Annotated in this window: 18 protein-coding genes and 2 pseudogenes; 16 read left to right on the plus strand and 4 right to left on the minus strand. The window is 45.4% G+C overall.

Annotated features, from left to right (window positions below; all coding sequences use genetic code 11):
• Positions 1–119: 119 nt before the first annotated feature.
• Positions 120–761: an Ig-like domain-containing protein gene (locus tag SO_RS11300; RefSeq protein ID WP_164925710.1), complete on the plus strand. Its 642-nt coding sequence runs from the start codon at positions 120–122 to the stop codon at positions 759–761.
• Here the strand turns inward: SO_RS11300 and SO_RS11305 are convergent.
• Positions 697–1856, minus strand: a protein-coding gene (locus SO_RS11305) for an IS3-like element ISSod1 family transposase (RefSeq protein ID WP_141135407.1) whose coding sequence is annotated in 2 segments (ribosomal slippage) — positions 697–1607 and positions 1607–1856 — 1161 coding nt in all. Because the reading frame shifts where the segments join, the coding sequence is not laid out codon by codon here. The two genes, SO_RS11300 and SO_RS11305, sit on opposite strands and share 65 nt — an antisense overlap.
• Before the next feature lie 41 nt (positions 1857–1897).
• Between SO_RS11305 and SO_RS11310 the strand changes: the two genes are divergently transcribed.
• Both SO_RS11310 and SO_RS11315 read left to right on the plus strand, forming a co-directional pair.
• On the plus strand, positions 1898–4297 hold the full coding sequence (locus SO_RS11310) for a beta strand repeat-containing protein (protein WP_164925711.1): 2400 nt from the start codon (positions 1898–1900) through the stop codon (positions 4295–4297).
• Positions 4218–6935, plus strand: coding sequence for an Ig-like domain-containing protein (locus tag SO_RS11315; protein ID WP_164925712.1), 2718 nt, complete (start codon positions 4218–4220; stop codon positions 6933–6935). Before SO_RS11310 ends, SO_RS11315 begins: the two co-directional genes overlap by 80 nt.
• A gap of 72 nt (positions 6936–7007) precedes the next feature.
• On the opposite strand, the pseudogene SO_RS23510 reads toward SO_RS11315, so the two are convergent.
• A pseudogene (locus tag SO_RS23510) lies at positions 7008–7376 on the minus strand (integrase core domain-containing protein); the annotation flags it as partial.
• A gap of 231 nt (positions 7377–7607) precedes the next feature.
• Positions 7608–8003 (minus strand): annotated as a pseudogene (locus tag SO_RS11320) (autotransporter outer membrane beta-barrel domain-containing protein); the annotation flags it as partial.
• A 332-nt stretch (positions 8004–8335) separates the two neighbouring features.
• Here SO_RS11320 and SO_RS23235 point away from each other — a divergent pair.
• The 13 genes from SO_RS23235 to SO_RS11380 all read left to right on the plus strand — a co-directional run bounded on the left by SO_RS23235 (position 8336) and on the right by SO_RS11380 (position 21615).
• Positions 8336–8716, plus strand: coding sequence for a DinB/UmuC family translesion DNA polymerase (locus SO_RS23235; RefSeq protein ID WP_238560482.1), 381 nt, complete (start codon positions 8336–8338; stop codon positions 8714–8716).
• A 24-nt stretch (positions 8717–8740) separates the two neighbouring features.
• The gene (locus SO_RS23240; RefSeq protein ID WP_238560595.1) at positions 8741–8806 is read left to right on the plus strand and encodes a DUF4113 domain-containing protein; all 66 of its coding nucleotides are present in this window, start codon (positions 8741–8743) and stop codon (positions 8804–8806) included.
• A 446-nt stretch (positions 8807–9252) separates the two neighbouring features.
• Positions 9253–11928: a TonB-dependent receptor plug domain-containing protein gene (locus SO_RS11330; protein WP_011072436.1), complete on the plus strand. Its 2676-nt coding sequence runs from the start codon at positions 9253–9255 to the stop codon at positions 11926–11928.
• A gap of 295 nt (positions 11929–12223) precedes the next feature.
• Positions 12224–12568, plus strand: coding sequence for an ArsC family reductase (locus SO_RS11335; protein ID WP_011072437.1), 345 nt, complete (start codon positions 12224–12226; stop codon positions 12566–12568).
• On the plus strand, positions 12565–13719 hold the full coding sequence (dapE, locus tag SO_RS11340) for a succinyl-diaminopimelate desuccinylase (RefSeq protein ID WP_011072438.1): 1155 nt from the start codon (positions 12565–12567) through the stop codon (positions 13717–13719). The genes SO_RS11335 and dapE overlap by 4 nt, the downstream gene beginning before the upstream one ends.
• A complete protein-coding gene (locus SO_RS11345) occupies positions 13713–14483 on the plus strand; it encodes a M15 family metallopeptidase (protein WP_405130448.1) in 771 nt (256 codons plus the stop codon). The genes dapE and SO_RS11345 overlap by 7 nt, the downstream gene beginning before the upstream one ends.
• A 69-nt stretch (positions 14484–14552) precedes the next feature.
• On the plus strand, positions 14553–15386 hold the full coding sequence (locus SO_RS11350; protein WP_011072440.1) for an alpha/beta fold hydrolase: 834 nt from the start codon (positions 14553–14555) through the stop codon (positions 15384–15386).
• A 168-nt stretch (positions 15387–15554) separates the two neighbouring features.
• The gene (gene can, locus SO_RS11355; RefSeq protein ID WP_011072441.1) at positions 15555–16160 is read left to right on the plus strand and encodes a carbonate dehydratase; all 606 of its coding nucleotides are present in this window, start codon (positions 15555–15557) and stop codon (positions 16158–16160) included.
• 342 nt (positions 16161–16502) lie between these two features.
• A complete protein-coding gene (kdnA, locus tag SO_RS11360; protein WP_011072442.1) occupies positions 16503–17690 on the plus strand; it encodes an 8-amino-3,8-dideoxy-alpha-D-manno-octulosonate transaminase KdnA in 1188 nt (395 codons plus the stop codon).
• Positions 17691–17709: 19 nt separating this feature from the next.
• Positions 17710–18780, plus strand: coding sequence for a 3-deoxy-alpha-D-manno-octulosonate 8-oxidase KdnB (kdnB, locus tag SO_RS11365; RefSeq protein WP_011072443.1), 1071 nt, complete (start codon positions 17710–17712; stop codon positions 18778–18780).
• Positions 18781–18862: 82 nt separating this feature from the next.
• Positions 18863–19600, plus strand: coding sequence for an 8-amino-3,8-dideoxy-manno-octulosonate cytidylyltransferase KdsB (gene kdsB, locus SO_RS11370; protein WP_011072444.1), 738 nt, complete (start codon positions 18863–18865; stop codon positions 19598–19600).
• Between the two features lie 28 nt (positions 19601–19628).
• A complete protein-coding gene (locus SO_RS11375; RefSeq protein WP_011072445.1) occupies positions 19629–19865 on the plus strand; it encodes a DUF2897 family protein in 237 nt (78 codons plus the stop codon).
• Between the two features lie 715 nt (positions 19866–20580).
• The gene (locus tag SO_RS11380; RefSeq protein ID WP_011072446.1) at positions 20581–21615 is read left to right on the plus strand and encodes a transposase; all 1035 of its coding nucleotides are present in this window, start codon (positions 20581–20583) and stop codon (positions 21613–21615) included.
• Positions 21616–21834: 219 nt separating this feature from the next.
• Here the strand turns inward: SO_RS11380 and SO_RS11385 are convergent, their stop codons facing one another.
• The gene (locus SO_RS11385) at positions 21835–23217 is read right to left on the minus strand and encodes a Na+/H+ antiporter NhaC family protein (RefSeq protein WP_011072447.1); all 1383 of its coding nucleotides are present in this window, start codon (positions 23215–23217) and stop codon (positions 21835–21837) included.
• Positions 23218–23357: the final 140 nt, after the last annotated feature.

Here is a 23357-nt window from a genome sequence, read left to right on the forward strand (position 1 = left end):
CAGGAAATCGTCAGTTCAAGTCTGCCCTAATAATTTGAGGGACAATTCGATGAAATTATACAGAGAGCTGTTAGTTATCAGCTGTTTATTGTTGTTTTTTGGGTGCAGTCAGGAGGATTGTGGTTGCATTACACCGCCCCCCCATAGAGCCGGGTATTGACGTTGTTTCGCTACAGGTTACACCACCGACTAAACAGTTGCCTGTAGGACTGTCTAGTCAGTTTATTGCTTTGGCGATCATGAGTGATGACAGTGTTATTGATGTGACAAATTCCCCCTCAATTGCATGGACAAGTAGCAACAAAAATATCGCAGTGATAGATGGTTCAGGAACAACGGTTGCGTTAGAAACCGGAAAAACCTCTATTACAGCGTCTATTAAAAATACTAAAGGTCAAAGCATTGTAGGTACGGCCGCGCTCACTGTCACCCCTGCTATTGTTACTGCATTACAAGTGACTCCTGCCTCAGATAATGTTCCGAAAGGATTATCCATTGGCTTTACAGCGACAGTCTTTTTGTCTGATGGCCAAGCTTTGAACGTAACTGAAAATAAAGAAATTATCTGGAGTAGTAGCAATGAAGAAATTGCTCGCGTGGCGAGTAATGGTATCGCCACAGGACTAACGCCTGGTGTTGTCAAAATCACAGCTTCTGGTACTGCTAATAATCAGTCTTTTTCTGGAACTGTACTGGTCAACCCAAACTGGACACTTTTACTTGAGAATTCTCAAACTCTACAGGTGACAGATCGTTATTAGCAGAATGAAGTCGCTCCAAGTTGTAATATTTGATGTAAGCCGTCACATCTTGCTTCATAAACTCCCTTGTTGGTTGAGCAACTTTAAAAATCCAATCGTGTTTCAAGCTACCAAAGAATCGCTCAACAACGGCATTATCCCAACACGCACCCACATCACCCATGCTGGCTCGGATACCATAGCTCGATAGCAGCCTACCGAATTGTTTACTGGTATATTGCGAGCCTCGGTCACTGTGAAATACCAGCCCTCGCGCTGGTTGTCGCAGGTTGTAGGCTTTTATTAATGCCTTGGATATCAAATCTGTGGTCATGCGTTTGTCTATGCGCCATCCCACAATCCGGCGTGAATATAAATCCATCACCACAGCTAAGTACATCCAGCCTTCACCCGTCTTTAAATAGGTCACGTCACCCGCCCAGACCTGATTAGCCGATACTGGATTAAAGTTCATGTTTAACAGGTTATCAGCCACTGCATCTGAGTGTTTTCGCTGTGTCGTCACCTTGTAAGCACATCGCTGGGTTGCTTTGAGTCGAAGGCGGTGCATAATTTTACGAACGAGATAGCGACCAACCTGGTAGCCTTCCTTGCGCAATTTCTTCACCATTTCACGATTCCCTAAGCTGCCTCGACTTTGCTTAAATAGCTGTCGAACAAGGCGATAAAGCTTCAGTGTTTCAACGCTTATCACGTTTGCAGGGCGTTTATGCCAATCGTAATAGCCTGACTTACTGACACTCATTACTCGACATAACAGTGTTATGGGAAACAGGTGAGATTGCAGTTTGATGAAACGAAATCTTACTTCATTTCTCTCGCAAAGAAGGCGCTTGCCTTTTTTAGAATTTCTTTTTCCATGCGTAATTCTTTGTTTTCTCTACGCAATCGCTTCAACTCATCACGCTCAGACTCTTCTAAGGTGATGCCTTGTTGCAGGGCTTCGTGTTTTTCCTTCCAGTTGTAAAGCAGGCTCGTGCTAACTCCAAGAGACTTTGCCGCATCGGCAACGCTATAACCTTGCTCCAGCACCATCAAGACGGCTTCATCTTTAAATGCCTGCGGATAACTCTTATGTGATTTTTTCAGACTCATATAGACCTCTTAATTTATTGACCATACTGTCTCAAAATTAAGTGTCCGATGGGATTAGACCAGAACAAACTGCTAATTTAACCGTAACTGATTCTGTTGTTACCCAACTTCAGGTGACTCCTGCCGTTTCATCAATTCCAATTGGCTTATCCGGAACATTACACGCTCAAGCAACACTGTCCGATGGACAAGTAATTGATGTAACGACAGATCCAGCATTGACTTGGAGTAGTAGTGCTTCACAGATTGCCAATATTAGTAATACTGAAGCAGATAAAGGGAAGTTCACAGGGCTTAGCACTGGAGTCGTAACAATGACGGCATCTGGTACTGCTAATGGCCAGAGTTTCACTGCAACGGCTAAGGTTACTGTTACTCCTGCTGTAGTAGTAAAGCTCCAAGTCACTCCCGTTGCCTCATCAATTCCCGTTGGTTTATCTGAACAGTTAATTGCTCAGGCTACTCTGTCTGATGGCCGAGTTTTAGATGTAACTTCTGATGCTGCGTTGAGTTGGAGCAGTAGCAATACACAAGTGGCAACAATTGTGGGTAACGGTACCAAGCAAGGTTTGCTGACGGGAGTCGCTCCCGGTACGGTGACAATTACTGCTTCTGGTGTTGCTAACGGACAAACCTTTAAGTCATCTGTGCAAGTAATTGTCACCGATGCAGTTGTCTCTAGACTACAGATAGAGCCTGTTGTTTCTTCTTTACCTGCAGGTTTATCTCAGCAGTTTCATGCCAAAGCCATATTTTCAGATGGGCGTGTATTTGATGTAACTAAAGATGATGCACTTAGTTGGACTGTTGATGAGCCGTCAATTGCCACGATTTTAACTAGCGGTGTCAATAAAGGAAGGCTTACTGGAATAACTCCGGGAAATGTGACTATTAGTGCGTTTATTGCCACCAACGGTCAAACATTCACATCTACAGCACAAGTGACGATCACAGAGGCTGTCATTATTCAATTGCAAGCCACCCCTGTAACGAAATCAGTACCAGTCGGATTAACCACGCAATTTACGGCAATTGCTACCTTATCCGATGGTCGCACTCAGGATCTGACCAACGACCCAGCATTGAGCTGGAGCAGTAATTCACCAAGTATTGCCACCATTAATAGTAGCCAGCCTAATAATAACGGGTTAGCAACTGGTGTAAGCACAGGCTCAACCACCATCACGGCCACAGCATATGTGAATGGCACATTCTTCAATGCAACAGCACAGTTAGATGTTACTCAAGCCGTGGTCACTGCTTTGCAAATCACTCCCGCAATTGATTCGGTACCGGTTGGATTGACTAAACTATTTACTGCAATAGCCACCCTTTCTGATGGCCGAACTCAGGATCTGACCAACGACCCAGCACTAAGCTGGAGCAGTGATTCACCAAGTATTGCCACCATTAATAGTAGCCAACCTAATAATAACGGGTTAGCAACTGGTGTGAGCACAGGCTCAACCACCATCACGGCCACAGCATATGTGGATGGCACATTCTTCAATGCAACAGCACAGTTAAATGTTACTCAAGCCGTGGTCACTGCTTTGCAAATCACTCCCGCAATTGATTCGGTACCGGTTGGATTGACTAAACCATTTACTGCAATAGCTACCCTTTCTGATGGCCGAACTCAGGATCTGACCAACGACCCAGCACTAAGCTGGAGCAGTGATTCACCAAGTATTGCCACCATTAATAGTAGCCAACCTAATAATAACGGGTTAGCAACTGGTGTGAGCACAGGCTCAACCACCATCACGGCCACAGCATATGTGGATGGCACATTCTTCAATGCAACAGCACAGTTAAATGTTACTCAAGCCGTGGTCACTGCTTTGCAAATCACTCCCGCAATTGATTCGGTACCGGTTGGATTGACTAAACCATTTACTGCAATAGCTACCCTATCCGATGGTCGCACTCAGGATCTGACCAACGATCCTGCCATTAGCTGGGGTAGCACTCCATCGAGTGTTGTCACCATCAGCAGTAATCAGCCTGAAGACAACGGTATTACCACTGGTGTAGCTCCCGGAACTGCAACGATAACTGCATCTTTAGCTGCAAATCGAACGTTCTTTAGTGCAACCGCTCAACTGACCGTAACCAATGCCGTTGTGACGGCACTGCAAGTCACACCAGTAACAGAGTCAATACCAGTCGGATTAACCAAGCAATTTACGGCAATAGCCACTTTATCCGATGGTCGCACTCAGGATCTGACCAACGACCCAGCGTTAAGCTGGAGTAGCTCGTCATTAAGTATTGCAACTATCAACAGTAACCAGCCCAGCAACAATGGAATTGCAACTGGGGTGACTACTGGCACAGCAACTATCAAGGCCACCGCATATGTGGATGGTACACTATTCAGCTCAGTTGGACGTCACTCAAGCGGTGGTAACAGCCTTGCAAGTCACACCGACAACTGAGCCCGTTCCGGTTGGATTAACCAAGCCATTTACGGCAATAGCCACCCTGTCTGATGGTAGAACACTTGATGTTACTAACGACCCAGCGTTAAGCTGGAGTAGCTCGTCATTAAGTATTGCAACTATCAGCAGCAACCAGCCCAGCAGCAATGGAATTGCAACTGGGGTGACTACTGGCACAGCAACCATCACGGCCACTGCATATGTGGATGGCACTCTATTCAATGCAACGGCTCAGTTGGACGTTACTAAAGCGGTGCTCACCGCTTTGCAAGTCACACCAGTAACCGAGTCTGTTCCTACTGGATTAACCAAGCAATTTACGGCAATAGCCATCCTTTCCGATGGTAGAACACTGGATGTTACTAACGATCCAGCTATTAGCTGGAATAGCACGCCATCGACTGTTGCCACCATCAGCAGTAATCAGGCTGAAGACAATGGTATTATCACTGGTGTTGCTCCCGGAACAGCAATGATCACGGCATCTGTAACGGCTAATCGAACGTTCTTTAGTGCAACGGCTCAACTGACAGTAACCAATGCCGTTGTGACGGCACTGCAAGTCACACCAGTAACCGAGTCTGTTCCGGTTGGATTGACAAAAGCATTTACAGCAATAGCTACCCTATCCGATGGTCGAACTCAGGATCTGACTAACGACCCAGCGTTAAGCTGGAGTAGCTCGTCATTAAGTATTGCAACTATCAGCAGCAACCAGCCCAGCAACAATGGAATTGCAACTGGGGTGACTACCGGCACAGCAACCATCACGGCCACTGCATATGTGGATGGCACTCTATTCAATGCAACGGCTCAGTTGGACGTTACTAAAGCGGTGCTCACCGCTTTGCAAGTCACACCTGCAACCGAGTCCGTTCCTGCTGGATTAACCAAGAAATTTACGGCAATAGCTACCTTATCCGATGGCAGCACACAGGATGTAACCAATGATCCGTCGCTAAGCTGGAGCAGTAATGCATTGAATATCGTTACCATCAGCAGTAACCAGTCAGATAGTAATGGTATTGCTACTGGAGTCAGTATCGGTACTGCAACAATAACAGCATCAGGGACTGTGAACAGAGTGTTCATTAGTGCTACAGCTCAGCTTACAGTGTCAGAAGCCGTTATCACTGCTTTGGAAGTCTCGCCAGTAACGGAATTCGTCCCAGTTGGACTGACAAAAGCGTTTACTGCAATAGCTACCTTTTCTGATGGCAGAATGCGAGATGTTACAAATGAGCCAACTCTAAGCTGGAGCAGTAATGCGCCGAGTATTGCGACTATCAGCAGTAGTCAACCAGATAACAATGGTCTTGCTACAGGAGTGAGTACTGGTATTGCAACAATAACTGCGTCTGGGACAGTGAACAGGACGTTTTTTAGTGCGACAGCTCAATTAACAGTAACGGATGCTGTGATTACAGCTTTGGAAATCTCACCAACACCCCAGATCGTTCCGGTTGGATTAACTAAAACATTTATTGCCACAGCTATTTTTTCTGACGGCAGAATGCAAGATATTACTAATGATCCAGCCATTAGTTGGAGTAGCACTCCATCAAGTGTTGCCATTATCAGCAGTAATCAACCGGGAAATAATGGTGTTGCCACAGGTATCACTCCCGGAATTGCTACGATTACGGTCTCAGGATCTGCCAATCGGACATTCTTTAGTGCTACTGCCCAACTGACAGTAACCAATGCTGTTGTGACAGCCTTAGCCATCGAACCAAAGACTGAATTGGTACCAATAGGTTTAACTAAACCATTCTCAGCGATAGCCACTATGTCTGACGGTGAAATGATTGATGTCACTAACGAGCCAACATTAAGTTGGAGTACAGCACCATCGAGTGTGGCGACTATCAGCAGCAATCAACCAGGCAGTAACGGAATCGCGACTGGAGTTGCCCTTGGCAATGCCACTGTTACTGCATCAGGTACCACGAACGGAATATCTTTCAGTGCAACAGCTCAGCTGACTGTCACCAATGCTGCTCTGGTTGCCATCTCAATTACTCCAAATTCTCTTGATTCACTCTCTTTGGGGCGTAACACTGCGGAAACAAGTAGATATATACAAGCCACTAAACAGCTAAAAGCAACGGGGCAATATTCTGATGGAAGTAATACAGATATCACCAATACAGTGCTGTGGTCCACTAACAACTCTGGTGCAATGAGTGTCAATGCTACAGGTGTAATCAAAGCTGGACCGAGTGGTATTGCAACAATATCCGCGTCTTTGGATGGTATATCCTCTAGTGTAGAAACCAAAGCCGTGCCATGGATTAATGTGTTCACCGAACCTGAAAAAATAAGGAGATCTTATGCACAAGCAAATAGTTTTTGTACAGATTTGGGATTGCGGCTAGGGAGTGTCAATGAGATGAAAGCCCTTTTTGTTGATGCAACCCAATCTCCCACAGCAGCACCAGATTCAGGTTATGTACCAAATAATGCGATGTGTGCTACTCATGGCTGGCCGATAGCCAGTAGCTGTGGTGGTTCATCGAACGGATACTGGACAAAATTGTCAGGCTCAACCTATTACTCAGTGCACTTAAACAGTGGAGAAAGAGTAACAAGTAGCAGCACATCCAACTATTACGCTGCCTGTATGTTGAATTAAGTTCGCGGGATAGTGAAGGGGGATAGTCTTTGATTCCTCATTCACTTGGCCTAATTCTGAACTTATTTTCACCTAAAATGCCTGATGAACCTCATTGGGCGTTTTGTATTTTAAGGCAAAATGGGGCATCGTTGATTATAAATCGGCTCCCATCTGCCTTACTTTTTTGCGGCGTTACTGGCTTATGAGTTGCCACATCTATTTCAATATACCGTTTACTCGCTCCGCTAACGCATTTTGATAGCAGTCATATCCATCTTTCATTGAGCATGTCACGGTATATTGTAGATAAACCGCTTGATACGCTTTTAAGCAGCACAGTATCCCTAGGTCTGATTGATGTATCAATGATTTATCTATGTGTTGTTGCCGCTTTAATGCCGGCTTGTAAGCACTTAGCATAACTTAAGTTTTGAGATTAACATCAACATGATAGCCAATAAATTACGCCCCGCTATCGACCTAGAGGCGCTGAAATACAAAGTGATATCGGGTTCATCGCTTAAATAGCGAGAACAACAAATGTTGTTCTCGCCTCATCCTAATAAAATTGAACTGTTTTTAATCTAGAGGCACCACGCTGCTGGAATTTAGCAATTAGGATAACGACCAGCTCAAATCCGCGTGAGTCTGACTATTCAGTTCCTGTTAAAACACAACCTTAGCACCAATCTAACCACCATAACTTGACTGACTATCGCCAGACAGGCTAATTTCTCCTCCCACCCTGGCATTAACACTTACATTTTCTGTGACATACCCATCCATCCCTATTTGCAAACTTGCACGAGTACCCATAAGTTGATCTCTAAAAGCAACGCTACCTTGGCTCGGCGTGCTAAAGCAAGTCTTGCTATCCGCGCCGCGAGTATGGATCACACTAGGCGTTATCCACAGTGAATCAGGTTGCTCATCACCGTTCATCCAAGTCTTGGACAATCTCGCCCCAATCCGTGAGGTTAATGCCGTGCTTGTAGCAAAACTTACCGCACTCTCAGTGCCAACGTTACTTTCTGCCTTGGTAACACTCTGATTGAAGGTTTGCACATTAAACTGAACTTGCGGCTCAAGATGCCAACCGCTTTAGTCTCCTCGCAGCCCCAAACGCTGCCCCACCGCTACAGAGGCAAGCGTACTTAAGCCTTTATTCGAATCAGAACTTTATTTCCAAAGGTGAGGAAGATTGCTCAAAAAAGTTGGCTTGCAATACTCCATCCAGATACCCACCCTAAACTTATCCGAGACAGTTTTTCCGTCACAGTTGAACGAACGGTGCTTGAGCTAAACGCTATCACCTGTGATGATATTCAACAGGTTGTGGCGACAAAGCTGCAAATCGTCAGCTCTCGCTCCTTTGGATCACGCATTACCCACCTTTGAGGCGATGCAACAGGCAATCAGTGACTATAATACCTTTAGGGCCTTGTGAAAAACTGCGAGCAGAAGGCCTGCTTGCGCGTACCTTATCTGTGTTTATTCGAACCAGTTATTTAGCTGTTAATCAGCCCCAATATAGCCAAGCATTGACTGGACATCTTGTGTCTCCCAGTGACAATACCCGTGATTTTATCGAATTAGCGCAGCGACTATTGCATCGGCTTTGGCGTACAGGTCCCGCCTATGCTAAAGCTGGCGTCATGCTGGGCGATTTTTATGCGCCAGGCGTGTTTCAGTTAGGATTGTTTGACGAGGCCAAACCACAACCTAAAAGTAAAGAATTGATGAAACTGCTTGATCGTATCAATCACAGCGGTAAAGGAAATATTAAATTTGCAGGATAAGGGCTTATTAATACAGATTGGAGCATGAAGCGCGGTCAACTCTCTCCACGTTATACCACCCAATGGACTCATATCCCGATTGTAAAATAAACCATAAGCATGAAAAATATGCTTGAGCTGTTCCATTTGTTAAATCCGCTAAACTACAGCCAATAATGGTCTATATTTCAACACCTAATAAGATACTTTCTATTCGCTCCTTTTAACGCTAATTGATGAAGATCACATAATTTAAAACTCATCAAAATGATGAATTCAACCTAAAGGCTGATATTGTAAAGATACTGTTGCGTTACATTGCGATACAACTGAGGGTTTTCGCATGCCATACCTCAGAAATTTACTTCAGCACCACCTTAATTAGTCTTTCAAACTTCACAAATGCAACATGCCCGCAATATTACAACAACAATTAAGGTATTGATATTAAAGTTGTTAATGATAGTTTTCCGACTATGGAGGGCGGTTGCAAATAAATATAAGCCTTGATGAAACCCTTCCTGATCATCACGGCATTGTTAAGGGAATGAAAATATATGACTACGCAAACAACCGTAGCTCGTGCGGTTCGTTTTAGTTTATTAGCCTTAGTATCCACCTCGATTGCACCGATTGCGATGGCTGCAGAACAAGGTGCTGTAGATGCTAATAAAGTTGAACGTATCGCTGTAACCGGATCAAGAATCCAACGTACCGATATGGAAACATCTTCTCCAGTGACAGTTATCAGCCGCGCAGAAATTGATGCTTCTGGTACTGCTACTGTGTCTGATTTTGTGCGTAACCTATCGCAAAACAGCTTTGGCTCTTTCCGCGAAGCATCAGGCTTTGGTTCTGGACAATCTTCACAATCCACAGTAAGCATGCGTGGTTTAGGTTCGCAACGTACTTTAGTGCTAATCGATGGTCGTCGTATGGGCTCGTCAGTTGCCTTTGGTGGCGGTACACAAAACCTCAACGTTGTCCCCATGGCAGCGATTGAACGTATTGAAGTTCTGCGTGACGGCGCATCAGCGGTTTATGGTTCTGATGCGGTTGCTGGTGTAATTAACATTATCACCAAAAAAGAATTTGAAGGTGTTGAATTTGATGCAGATTTAGGTGCGACTCAACATGGTGGAGCAGAAAAATCAAATGCTCGTTTCACTTTTGGTGTCAATAGCGAAAAAACCAATATGGTTGCCTCGGTTGAATACTATAATCGCGCAGCACTTTACGATGCGGATCGCGATTACAGCGATACCCTTTATAGCGCTCATGGATGGCCTGGTACTGGTTCTTATGTTGATAAAACAAAACCAATTTTAGATGCGGACGGAAAACCAACCGGAAAATATCAAACAGTATCATTTGCAGATAAACGTTGCGGTGAGGGAAACTCTTTAGTCACAGGACCTGATGGAAATCAAACTTGTTCATATAATGCTGCAGCAGAATCGGCAACGATGGCGGCACAAGAACGATTCTCAACCTTCGTCAAAGTAGATCACGAGTTAACTGAAGATATTAACTGGACTAACCGCTTAATGATGAGCCGCGTTTGGACCGAGGGGCAATATGCCGCCGCACCAAACAGTTATAGCCCTAAATTACGTTGGACAAAAGAAAACAGTGATATTTATCTAGCAACGGTTAATAAATATGGCAACGATTATTTAAAAAACCAACTGAAGTATGATGCTAAAGGTAACTTAATTGGTGGTGACACCATCAATTTAAAAATGCGTACGACGCCACTTGGGCCACGTGTTACTAATGTTGAAGATACCGATATCAACTTCTTAACTGCGCTTGAAGGTCATAGTGATATTTTAGGCGGCACCGCTTGGAACTTAGGTGCTCAGTGGATTCGCTCAGATGTCACCACCATTCAAACTGGCTTAGCTAATGCCAATATGATCCAAGAGTTTTTGGATAATGGTAAATTAGATTACTTTGCCGCGGGTACAGGTTATGTTGAAGGCTCAAACGAGCTGCAACTGCAAGAAGCCGCCCATACAGGAATTTTCACTGGTCGCGTCCAAACCTACGGAATCGATGGTGGTGCCAGCTTTGATTTATTTGAATTACCAGCAGGCACAGTCCCCTTAGCCATCGGTTTTGAATTTATGCGTACCGAGTACGACAAGACTAATGATGCGGGTTCAAACCTAGGTAATATTATCGGTACTTCAGGTGGCGACAATATCCAAGGTAAATCACGAGAAGTGTTATCTTTCTCTGCTGAGACTATGTTCCCGATTATCGATGGACTTGATTTAGAATTATCTGCACGTTTTGATGACTACAGTGATTTTGGCAGTACCTTTAATCCTAAAGTGGGTTTAAGTTACCGTCCCGTTGATTCGCTGTTAGTTCGTGCGTCTTATGGCACAGGTTTTAGAGCTCCGACCTTTGATGACTTATACGCTACAGCTTCAGAAACCTATCTTTGGGCTAGAGACTGGACGCAATGTCCGGGTAATCCTAATGGTTGCGTGCAAGAACAATTCAAAGCTCAATATCAAGGGAATGATGACTTAGAACCCGAAGAGTCGACTTCACTCTCTTTAGGCTTGGTATGGAACGTCACCGACGCATTAGATTTTGAACTCTCATACTATGACATTCAAATCGACAATGTGATCAGCACCATGTCAACCCAAGACGTCCTTAACCAAGAGCGTGATGGCTTTGATATGTCAAATGTTCTGTTTAGAGACCCTGTAACAGGTAAAATTGATTATGTTGTTCTACAGAAGATGAACCTCGGTGAATTAAAAACTTCTGGTATTGACTTCAATATTCGTTACCTGCTTGAAACCAGTGTGGGTGAGTTCCGCTTCGGTGCAGAAACTAACTACGTATTAAGCTGGGAGTCGAAGGATGGTCCTTATTCCGAGCTTGAAGATATTATCGGTGATGTTGGTCAACCACAATTCCGTGCCAACCTCAGCACAACTTGGACTCAAGGTGAATGGGAAGCATCATTGTTTGCCCGTTATACTGATAGCCAAGAAGATGAGGACTATGGCAAAACACCAAGCCAGTGGTTGTTAGATGCGCAAGCAGGTTACAACTTACCGTGGAATGCTAAGGTGAATGTAGGTATTCGTAATCTGCTCGACGAAGAACCAGCAATGAATGAGAACTTGGGCTTCCCAGGATATGACACCTACTTGTACGATCCTATTGGCCGTGAATACTATGTTCGCTACAACCAAAAATTCTAAATCCTAGCTTATGCTTGATTTAGGCTGTTTCACATAGTAATAAATGCCCATCCATCGATGGGCATTTATTTATGTGATTTGGACAAAAAGATAAACGCAAAACGTCGTAAATAGAGTTAAAAGTTAATAGATTTAAACGTCACGACTTACAAAACTCGATTCCCTTTATTCACTTCATCTTTTTCTCAATACTTAGCCGAACAATCCGATATCCCCTTGTAGCATCCAACACACAATGCCACAATGCGAGCAAAATCAATGCGTGCCATCGGCGCCCCTCGATAGGAACATCATCTTGACTCTTTATGGTATTAAAAATTGCGATACGGTACGTAAAGCCCGTAAGTGGATTGAAACTCATCAACTCCCAGTTAATTTTCATGATTTTAGGGAGGATGGATTAGCAGAAAAGGATCTGCAGCATTGGTGTCAAATTGCCGGATGGGAAACCGTCTTTAATAAACGCAGTACCAGTTTTCGCGCCTTAAGTGATGCAGATAAAACCAATATCGACCAAGCCAAAGCCATTAAATTGATGCTCACTCACCCCACGTTAATTAAACGCCCAGTGCTGGTGGTGGGTGAACAAGTGCTCCTAGGCTTTAATGAAGCAGAATATAAGAAGGTCTTTTCCCTATGACAGACGCTGCGCACTCTTCGCAAACTGGGCCGGTAACCGAACTGACTAAAGCGTTGATCGCCCGCCCTTCCGTCACCCCGCTGGATGAAGGCTGCCAAACCCTGATGGCCGAGCGTCTTGCCGCCATAGGATTTAATATTGAAGCTATGGTCTTTGAAGACACCACCAACATGTGGGCACGGCGTGGGAATACCGGTCCGGTATTTTGTTTTGCCGGCCATACCGATGTCGTACCGACAGGCGATCTTAGCCGCTGGCACACACCGCCCTTTGAGCCCACGATTATTGACGGTTATCTGTATGGTCGCGGCGCTGCCGATATGAAAGGCTCACTCGCCGCCATGGTCGTCGCAACCGAACGTTTTGTGGCTAAACACCCTAATCATCCCGGTTCGATCGCTTTTTTGATCACCAGCGATGAAGAAGGCCCGTTTATCAATGGCACCACTCGAGTTATCGATACCTTAGAAGCCCGTAATGAGAAAATCACTTGGGCGCTGGTGGGCGAACCCTCGTCAACCTTAAAACTCGGTGATGTGGTTAAAAATGGTCGCCGTGGTAGTCTCACCGCCAACTTAACCGTTAAAGGCGTTCAGGGCCATGTGGCCTATCCGCACCTTGCAGATAATCCCATCCACAAAGCCGCCCCCTTTTTAGCCGAATTAAGCCAAACCCATTGGGATAATGGCAACGCATTCTTCCCGCCAACCAGTATGCAAATCGCCAATATTAACGGCGGTACGGGCGCATCGAACGTGATCCCTGGCGCCTTAGAGGTGATGTTTAACTTCCGTTATTCTACCGAAGTGACCGCCGAGATATTAATCGAGCGCGTGGAGACCTTATTAACAGCCCATGAACTGGATTACGACATCCGTTGGACTTTCAATGGCCTGCCATTTTTAACTGGCGAAGGCCCACTGTTAGACGCTACCCGCCATGCTATTCGTCAAGTTACGGGCTATGACACCGATCCGCAAACCACCGGCGGCACCTCCGATGGGCGCTTTATTGCCCCCACAGGCGCCAAAGTGTTGGAACTTGGCCCTGTGAACGCCACCATCCATAAAGTAAACGAGTGTGTGAAGGTCGACGATCTAGAGCAATTAGCACTGTGTTACGAAGTGATTTTGGAACAATTACTGTGTTAAACACCATGGCAATTACGGCAAAAAATGCCCAGCTCTATGGCCTAGACCTAGAGTTAGGGTTAGAGACAGGTTTAGCAGCGGATGTTGACAATGACTCAATGAGCGGCCTAGTGCTCGTTGAGTTACTCAGTCCCTATCATCAGCTAGAAACGCGGTTTAAGTTGGAGTCACAAACCGCCCTTGCCTTTCAGGCGATGGCCGACAGTGCCGCCAAAGACGGTATTAAGCTGGCGATTTGCTCTGCCTATCGCCCCTTCGATCGGCAACTCGCCATTTGGAACGCCAAGGCCAGCGGTAAACGTGTGGTCCTAGATATCAATGAACAGCCCGTGGATATCACGCCGCTCAGCGAGAGTGAGTTAGTCGATTTAATCTTACTCTGGTCGGCATTGCCCGGCGCGTCACGTCACCATTGGGGCACGGATATCGATGTATTTGATGCCGAGAAAATTGAGGTCAAATCCCTGCGTCTGGTGGAGGCGGAATACCGTGATGGCGGCCCCTGCGCACAATTGCACCAGTGGCTAGTGGCTAACGCCAAGGATTTTGGGTTTTATTTTCCGTTCCAGCGAGGCCAAAGCGCGGTAAGTGCAGAGCCTTGGCATATCAGCTATTTTCCCGTATCACAAATCCTATTACCCCAATTTGAGGTGCAAGCATTGACGCAAATTATCGCGCATAGCGATATGTTGCTAAAAGACGCTGTGCTCGCGCGTTTACCCGAGTTAGTGGCGGAGTATGTACATCGGATTGCGCAGCCTTAATGGCTTTTTTACGCCACGTTTTAGCTTTCTTCACTTCGCATTTTTTGTTTTATACATTAAGTAGGTTTTATGGATTTATCATCATACAGACAACAGATCAGCATCGAAGGTAGCCAACTCAGTTACCTTGATATTGGCACAGGCCCAGCGCTGTTATTTGGTCACAGCTATCTATGGGACAGCGCCATGTGGGCGCCACAGATTGCCAACTTATGCAAAAGCTACCGCTGCATCGTGCCCGATCTCTGGGGACACGGCCAATCAGCAGCCGTGCCTGAAAACTGCCATAGTCTGCTAGACATTAGTGAGCATATGTTAGCCCTGATGGACGCCCTTGAGATTGAGACATTTTCCGTCATCGGTTTATCCGTGGGCGCCATGTGGGGCGCAGAACTGGTACTTAAAGCGCCTACTCGCGTCAAAGCGCTTGTCATGCTAGACAGTTTTATTGGTTTTGAGCCCGAAATCACCCGAGCCAAATATTTTGGCATGTTAGATATGATCCAAACCGCAGGCAGTATTCCACCACAGCTTATCAGTGCAATTTCACCGCTGTTTTTTGCTGATAATGCCAAAGTAAATAATCCCGAATTAGTACACGGTTTTGAAGCCAATTTAGCTAGGCTAGCGCCCGAACGCATTCCCAGTATTGTAAAACTCGGACGGATCATTTTTGGTCGGCGCGATACCCTAGAATTTGCCGAACAATTTACCTTACCTTGCCTAGTGATGGTCGGTGTAGAAGACAAGGCTCGCAGTGTGTTAGAAAGTTATTTGATGAGTGATGCCATCGATGGTAGCCAATTAGTCCATATTCCAAACGCTGGCCATATTTCAAGCCTAGAACAAGCAGAATTTGTCACTGATCGCTTACGCCAATTCTTATCTCAAGTGTCATATTGAAGATAGCGAGCTTTACTCCGTCGCGGCCCAATACACCATGGGCCTATGAGGGACATTGGATAGACCAGCCGCGGCAAATTTACTGGTATACTCAAGCGAGAAAGAAGTGCAGCTTGCATCACTTAGGGCAAAAGGCATTTCAATATGTCTATAAAACAATAGGTTAAAATGAAATTACTCAAACCCTTATTCGATAATAACCTTCGCTGGGCCGGACGTATTAGTCAAGAGCACCCTGATTTTTTTGAGCAATTAGCGAAACAACAAAATCCGGAGTACCTCTGGATAGGCTGCTCAGATAGTCGAGTGCCTTCGAACCAAATCATCGATTTAATGCCGGGTGAAGTCTTTGTTCACCGTAATATTGCCAACATGGTGATCCATACCGATCTTAACTGTCTCTCAGTACTGCAATATGCAATCGATGTGCTTAAAGTGAAACATATTATGGTCGTCGGTCACTATGGCTGCGGTGGTGTTCGTGCGGCAATGGGAAATCAGCGCCTGGGACTTATCGATAATTGGCTCGGCCATTTGCGCGATGTCTATCGCCTGCACCATGATGAATTAATGCAAATGGATGAAGCCAAACGTTTTGATCGCCTGTGTGAACTCAATGTGATTGAACAGGTTTCCAATGTCACCAGTAGTACTATCGTGCAAGAAGCGTGGGCTCGCGGCCAAGAACTGGCTGTCCATGGGTGGATTTACGGTATCGATAATGGCCTATTAACGGATCTTGATGTCACGGTGGATCGCGCGCAAGTCGTGTAAGTCTTTCATCGTACGATACGCCATTAACGGCCCAACTTCCGCCACAAAGACCTGCCACTGCGCAGGTTTTTGCTTCTAATACCATTAAGCCCCCTTCCCCTTCGCTCATTGGCTAGCCCGAAAGAAGAGTCATCGCCAATTTAACCATTCATATCATTGCCAATGGGCAACATTTATCATTTCATTCACCTAATGTTGCTAAGTGAGCAAAAACTAAGCTCGAAATCTCAACATGACCTTATTTTCATCAAGAAAACATCGCAAGGGATCTTTTGCCCAGTTATAATCCGCCAGTTAATTGCAGCGCGACCATGCGCCACAAATTCTAAGGAGATACCTTCCATGCCCGGTTTTGAATTATTTGGTCCAGAAGAAAAACAAGAAGTCGCCGATGTGATGGAGCACGGCTTTACCTTCCGTTATAACTTCGACCATATGCGTAATGATCGCTGGAAGACTCGCGATATGGAGCAACTGCTCTGCGAGAAAATGAATGTTAAGCATGCCCATCTGTTATCAAGCGGTACAGCCGCGCTGCAAACGGCAATGATGGCCGCGGGCATTGGCGCTGGCGATGAAGTTATCGTGCCACCATTTACCTTTGTTGCGTCAGTAGAAGCCATCTTCATGGCGGGTGCAGTACCGATTTTTGCCGAAATCGACGAAACCCTGTGTTTATCACCTGAAGGCATTGAAGCCGTAATCACTCCACGCACAAAAGCGATTAACTTAGTGCACATGTGCGGCTCGATGGCCAAAATGGACGAAATCAAAGCCATCTGCAAAAAGCACAACCTCGTATTACTTGAAGATGCTTGCCAAGCCATCGGCGGCAGCTATAAAGGTCAAGCCCTCGGCACTATCGGTGATGTAGGTTGTTACTCTTTCGATTCAGTTAAAACCATCACCTGTGGTGAAGGCGGCGCAGTTATTACCAATAACACTGAAATCTACGATAACGCCCATATGTTCTCCGATCATGGCCATGACCATATTGGTAAAGACCGTGGTGCAGAGTCACACCCGATTATGGGTCTGAACTTCCGTATTTCTGAAATGAATGCGGCTTTAGGTTTAGCCCAGTTACGTAAACTCGATACCATTATCGACATTCAACGTAAAAACAAAAAAGCCATTAAAGATGCTATGGCCAGCATTCCTGAAGTTAGCTTCCGTGAAATCCCCGATCCTGAAGGTGATTCAGCCGGCTTCTTAAGCTTTATGTTACCTACCGAAGCGCGTACCCAAGAGATCAGCAAAAAATTAGCTGCCAATGGTGTAGACGGCTGCTTCTACTGGTACGTAAACAACTGGCATTATCTGAAAAACTGGAAACACATTCAGGAGCTTAAGGCCCCTGCTGCGTTACCAATCACATTAATCGCCGACCGACCTGACTATACTCAAATTTCTGTGCCGAAATCTGATGCCATTATGAGCCGTACTATTTCTATGCTCATTAAATTGTCTTGGACCGATGCTCAGATTGCCGAGCGTATTGAAAACATTAAGAAAGCATTTGCCCAATAATTAAACGGGAGTTTTTGCAATGAGTTTTAAAAATTTTAAAGTAGTTGAAAAAATGATCTTCGGTCGTGGCTCTTTCGTCCAGTTAGACGACGTCTTAGCTGCTCAGCGTAAAGCCGATGATGACTTCGTGGTATTTTTAGTCGATGACGTTCACCAAGGCAAACCACTCGAAGCACGCATCCCAGTCAAAGCCCAAGACTTACTGATTTGGGTTAACGTTGATGAAGAGCCAAGCACGATTCAAATCGATGCCCTGACTGAACAAGTGCAAGCCTTTAACGGCAAACTGCCAGTAAGCGTCGTCGGTTTAGGTGGCGGTTCAACCATGGACGTAGCCAAAGCGGTATCGCTAATGCTGACCAACCCAGGTGGTTCAGCTATGTACCAAGGTTGGGATTTAATCAAAAAACCAGCGGTTCACCATATTGGTATTCCAACGATTTCAGGTACAGGTGCAGAAGCGTCACGCACCGCCGTATTATGTGGTCCTGTGCGTAAGCTAGGTCTGAACTCCGATTACACCGTATTTGACCAAATCATTATGGATTCTGAGTTAATCGACGGCGTTGAAACTGACCAATGGTTCTACACCGGTATGGATTGCTATATCCACTGCGTTGAATCATTAGAAGGTACCTTCTTAAACGAATTCTCTAAAGCCTACGCTGAAAAAGCCATGGACCTTTGCCGCCAAGTGTACCTAGAAGATCACCCAGAAAAAGACGACAAGCTGATGATGGCGTCATTTATGGGCGGTATGAGTATCGCTTACAGCCAAGTAGGTGCGTGCCATGCGGTATCTTATGGTCTGTCTTATATCCTCGGCTACCACCATGGTATCGGTAACTGTATCGCCTTCGACGTGTTAGAAGAATTCTATCCTGAAGGCGTGGCAGAATTCCGTCTGATGATGAAGAAGCACAACATCACCCTGCCGAAAAACATCTGTAAAGATCTGCCAGATGAAACCATCGCGAAAATGGTTGCGGTAACTAAGAGCATGGGTCCATTATGGGCAAACGTGTACGGCCCTACGTGGGAAGAGAAAGTCACTGACGAAATGTTGACTGCCCTGTTCCGTCGCATTTAAGCTCCCAAGCAGATGACAAGGGCTCATGGTGAGCCCTTTTGTCTATCTATACTGCATATCTTTGATAAAATAGGATAATTTAATGAATGTCACTCTGTTAATCCCGGCGCGTTACGGTTCTAGCCGCTTCCCGGGCAAACCTTTAGCCCCGATTAACGGCAAGCCGATGATCCAACACGTGTACGAACGCGCGTCGTTAGCCAAAGGCCTCACCAATATTTATGTTGCAACCGATGATGAGCGTATTAAAAGCGCCGTTGAAGGTTTCGGTGGCAAAGTGGTAATGACTAGCCCAGATGCGGCATCGGGCACAGATCGTATTAACGATGCAATCAATCAATTAGGACTGAAGGATGATGATTTAGTCATTAACCTTCAAGGCGACCAACCTCTTATCGACCCAACCTCCATCGAGCAAGTGATCAGCCTATTCGAACGTCACCCTGGCGAGTTTGAAATGGCGACCCTCGGCTATGAAATTGTCAACAAAGCTGAACTTGACGATCCTATGCATGTGAAGATGGTCTTCGATAACGACTACTATGCGCTCTACTTCTCCCGCGCGCGTATTCCCTTTGGTCGCGATACTAAAGATTATCCGGTTTACAAACACTTAGGTGTTTATGCTTATACCCGCAGATTTGTGCAAGCCTTTGCAGCCCTGCCATTAGGCCGCCTTGAAGATCTGGAAAAGTTAGAACAACTGCGCGCCCTAGAATACGGCCATAAAATCAAGGTCGCTATCAGTGCCTTCGACTCTATCGAAGTTGACACCCCGGAAGATATTCGTAAGTGTGAACAACGTTTAGCCGTTGATTAAGCAAGTCAGCGTTAACTAAGGAGTTGTAATGTCGGACTTAGAAGTATGGATCATTATTATTTTGGTTATTGGTGTGGTTGCCAGCAATCTTGCCGCGCTGAAATACAGTGCCAAATTCAAACTGCCACAGTTTGGTCAACACGATAAAGATAAACAGCTCAAAACTGGCCCCACTTCTCGTCCTTCAACTGAAACAGCTGAAAGCACAACGCCAAATCCCGATAAGTCGTCGACTCCTGCAGATAATGAGCAAGATAAGAAATAACTTTGGTTCACTTTCCATAAAAAGGCGCATCAGCGCCTTTTTTGCATTTTAAGACAATGCAGACTGCCTGTGAGGTTCCCAAAGGGCGGCTGATAATCACTACAAGATAACGCTTTAATATACGACATTTAAGGCAGTTGGCAGAGCATCACACAATGCCTTCACCCCTTCGCCTTATCTAAAGTGCGTAGCACTCCCGCTGAATGTCAAATATTTAGGGTGTGTTGACGTTTTGAGATGTAGGAGAGTAATAAAGGGGTGAGTAAGTCACCTCAAGGATAGAGACTTTATTATTCTCCTACACTAATACAACAGGAATTTAACATCTCACGATGACTCAGGCATAAAAAAACCAGCCGAAGCTGGTTTTTTACTAGGGCGTGTTGACGTTTCAGAGTTATTTTTGCAGCAATTTGGCTGGCTTTTATGCAAGGCAAAGTCCGTGCAGTGTAGTTATTCTACATAAACGGACGATAACGCGGCAGAAAAGCCAGCCAAATGCTGCCCGAAGGGTTCGTCTGGCAAGCCCTTGCTCTTTGTCACTCGTCATTTGAGTAGAATAACTACACATCATTCCTCGTTTCGCGAGCACGAACTTGCCAGAACGAACAAAATTTAATCTAAAGTAAAGCGGGGACAGCCATATCTTTTTGTGTTTTTCAGTACCTTCACCTAGGTTTTAAATTATCCTGATTTTGTCTGTGTGGAGTTTGCTATGACTTCGGCCAGAAGACTGTTAATTGATGCTAATGCAACGCCCTTCTATCATGTGATAAATCGCTGTGTCAGAAGGGCTTTTTTGTGCGGTGAGGATAAGCTTTCTGGGCGCAGTTACGAGCATCGGCGTGGCTGGATTGTTGATAAAATCAAAGCCTTGTCTGCGATATTTTGTATCGATATTTGCGCTTACGCGGTGATGAGTAACCATTACCACTTAGTGCTTAAAATAGATGTCGATAAGGCCAAATCGTTAACGCAAAAAGACATTATCAGCCGTTGGTGCCAAATCACTAAAGGTCATGCAATTGCTACTAAGTATATGAATGGTGATGCATTAATCGAAAGTGAACGCATGTTGCTCGATGGCTTAATTACCCAGTGTCATGAGCGATTAAGCAGTATCTCCTGGTTTATGCGCTGTTTAAATGAAGATATCGCCCGTAAGGCTAATCGAGAAGATGAGTGCAAGGGCGCCTTTTGGGAAGGCCGATTTAAGTCGCAAGCGCTGTTAGATGAGCAAGCACTACTGGCCTGTATGATGTATGTGGATTTAAATCCAATCAGAGCAGGCATTGCCGATTCTTTGCAATCCTCTGATTTTACATCGATTCAGGAGCGAATTAACTCGCTAAATACCCCAAATCATCCATTAACCCTCCCTGTGCCACAAACTGACTCAGCAACCAATCAAGCTCATATTCTGCACAAGTCTCTGGTCCAGTTCGATGGAGCAGCACACCTGAATGCACAAGCGGGCATTCCCTTTCATTTTGCCGATTATCTCGAACTGATTGATTGGGCGGGCCGCGCCATCCACCTTGATAAGAAAGGCTATATCGATAATCAGCGACCTAAGTTGCTCCATGAATTAGGTATTGCACCCGATGCGTGGCTCACATCAGCCAAAGAGTTTCATCGTCAATACAGTGGCATAAGTGGTCGATGGGATAGCATGTGCGCATTTAAAAAGCAGCATAACAGCGGCAAATGGTGTAAAGGTAAAGCCTCAAGCCAAGCGTTACATCCTTAAGTTCATCACGACTCACAACTCAGCGCTTGGGATTATTTTTGTTTATCCGAAATAAGATAATTTCGCGCAAAACATAGCTCGCTTTTCTCCAAAAACGAGTTGGCCTAAGTATGAGACTTAATTACTACCCAACACAATTCGATAGGAATTTAACATCTCATGATGACTCAGGCATAAAAAAACCAGCCGAAGCTGGTTTTTTATTAATAAAGTCAAACATTAAGCTATCAGGATAAAACCAAAGAATGCAATAACAGCCGCAATTAAGGCATAGGGCAACTGAGTCACCGCATGACTGACTAAATTACAACCCGAGCCTTGGGCGGCTAACACGGTTGAATCTGAGTAGAAGCAGGCTTGGCTACCAAATGATGACGCTGATAACAGTGCACCAATCACTAATGGAATATCCGCGCCAACCGATTGCGCCAGTGGCATCACGATGGGAATCGTTACCGCAAAAATCCCCCAGCTAGAACCCGTTGCAAAGGCCAGAATGGCCATCGATAGGAACACTACCGCAGGCAATAACTGCGGCGTCATAAATGGGCTTAAGGACTCAATAACATACTGTGGTAGCAACATCGCATCACACACATCTTTAAACACAAATGCCGCAATTACAGTACCAATGGCTGGCAGCATGCTCTTAAAGCCATCAATCATTTGATCCATCATCTCTGATAATGGCATCAAACGCTGCACCGCATAATAAGGTAGGGTGATAACCAGCGTCGCTAATAACCCTTTCCAGACATCGATATCAAAATAAACGGTGAAGCCAACCAGTAACAGAATCGGCACTAAAAAGTTATGCAGCTTGCCTTGATTATCAGCATGCTTAAACTCTTCTTCAATCGCCGCGATTGCATATTCATCAGAGGTTTGCACTTGGTCTAAATCAACTTGTGCCTCTGCGGGTTCACCGTTTGCAGCGCGCAGTTGTGCTTTTTTCATCGGACCAATCGCAGGTACAATCCCCAGTGAAACGAGTAATACCATGGCGACGGCTAACCAAGCGTAAAGCATATAGGGAATAGCTTGCATATAAACGCTGATCCCCTGACCTTCTGCAGCAACACCGTTATCGACCAGCAAGCCACCAAAAAATACCGCCCACGTGGAAAGTGGCACTAACACACACACTGGCGCCGCCGTTGAATCCACCACATAAGCCAGCATTTCGCGGGAGACCTTAAACTTATCCGTAACACGCTTCATGGTTTCACCCACGGTTAACGCATTCAGATAGTCATCGATAAAAATCACAATCCCGAGAATAAAAGTCATAAACAGGGAGGATCTTGGCCCTTTGGCAAATTTCAATGCATTTCGACCAAAGGCCAATGCACCACCGGTACGCACTAGCAGGGCGATCAAGGCACCAAAACAGCCACACACTAAAATCAACCAACCGATGGTTTCATCGGTCATGACCTTTAATGAGGTTCTTGCGAAATTATTTAAAACTTGCGTCGGATCGAGTAACAGAAATCCAGTTACCGCACCAATAATCAAAGATAAAATGGGGCGGCGTAACCAAATGGCCAACACCAATACCACCACGGGTGGAATAAGACTTAACGCTGTCGGTTCAGACATGCACTTAGGTCCTCTAAATAAGTCGCCTAAAAGGCAAAAGTTTTTAGAACAGCGCCAGACATCGCCTCGATATCTCACGCCAATATTGCTGCTTCATGATGACTAACTCCGCTGATAAAACCTGCTAAAAGCTTGTTATC

This window comes from Shewanella oneidensis MR-1 (genome assembly GCF_000146165.2).
GTDB classification, from domain to species: domain Bacteria; phylum Pseudomonadota; class Gammaproteobacteria; order Enterobacterales; family Shewanellaceae; genus Shewanella; species Shewanella oneidensis.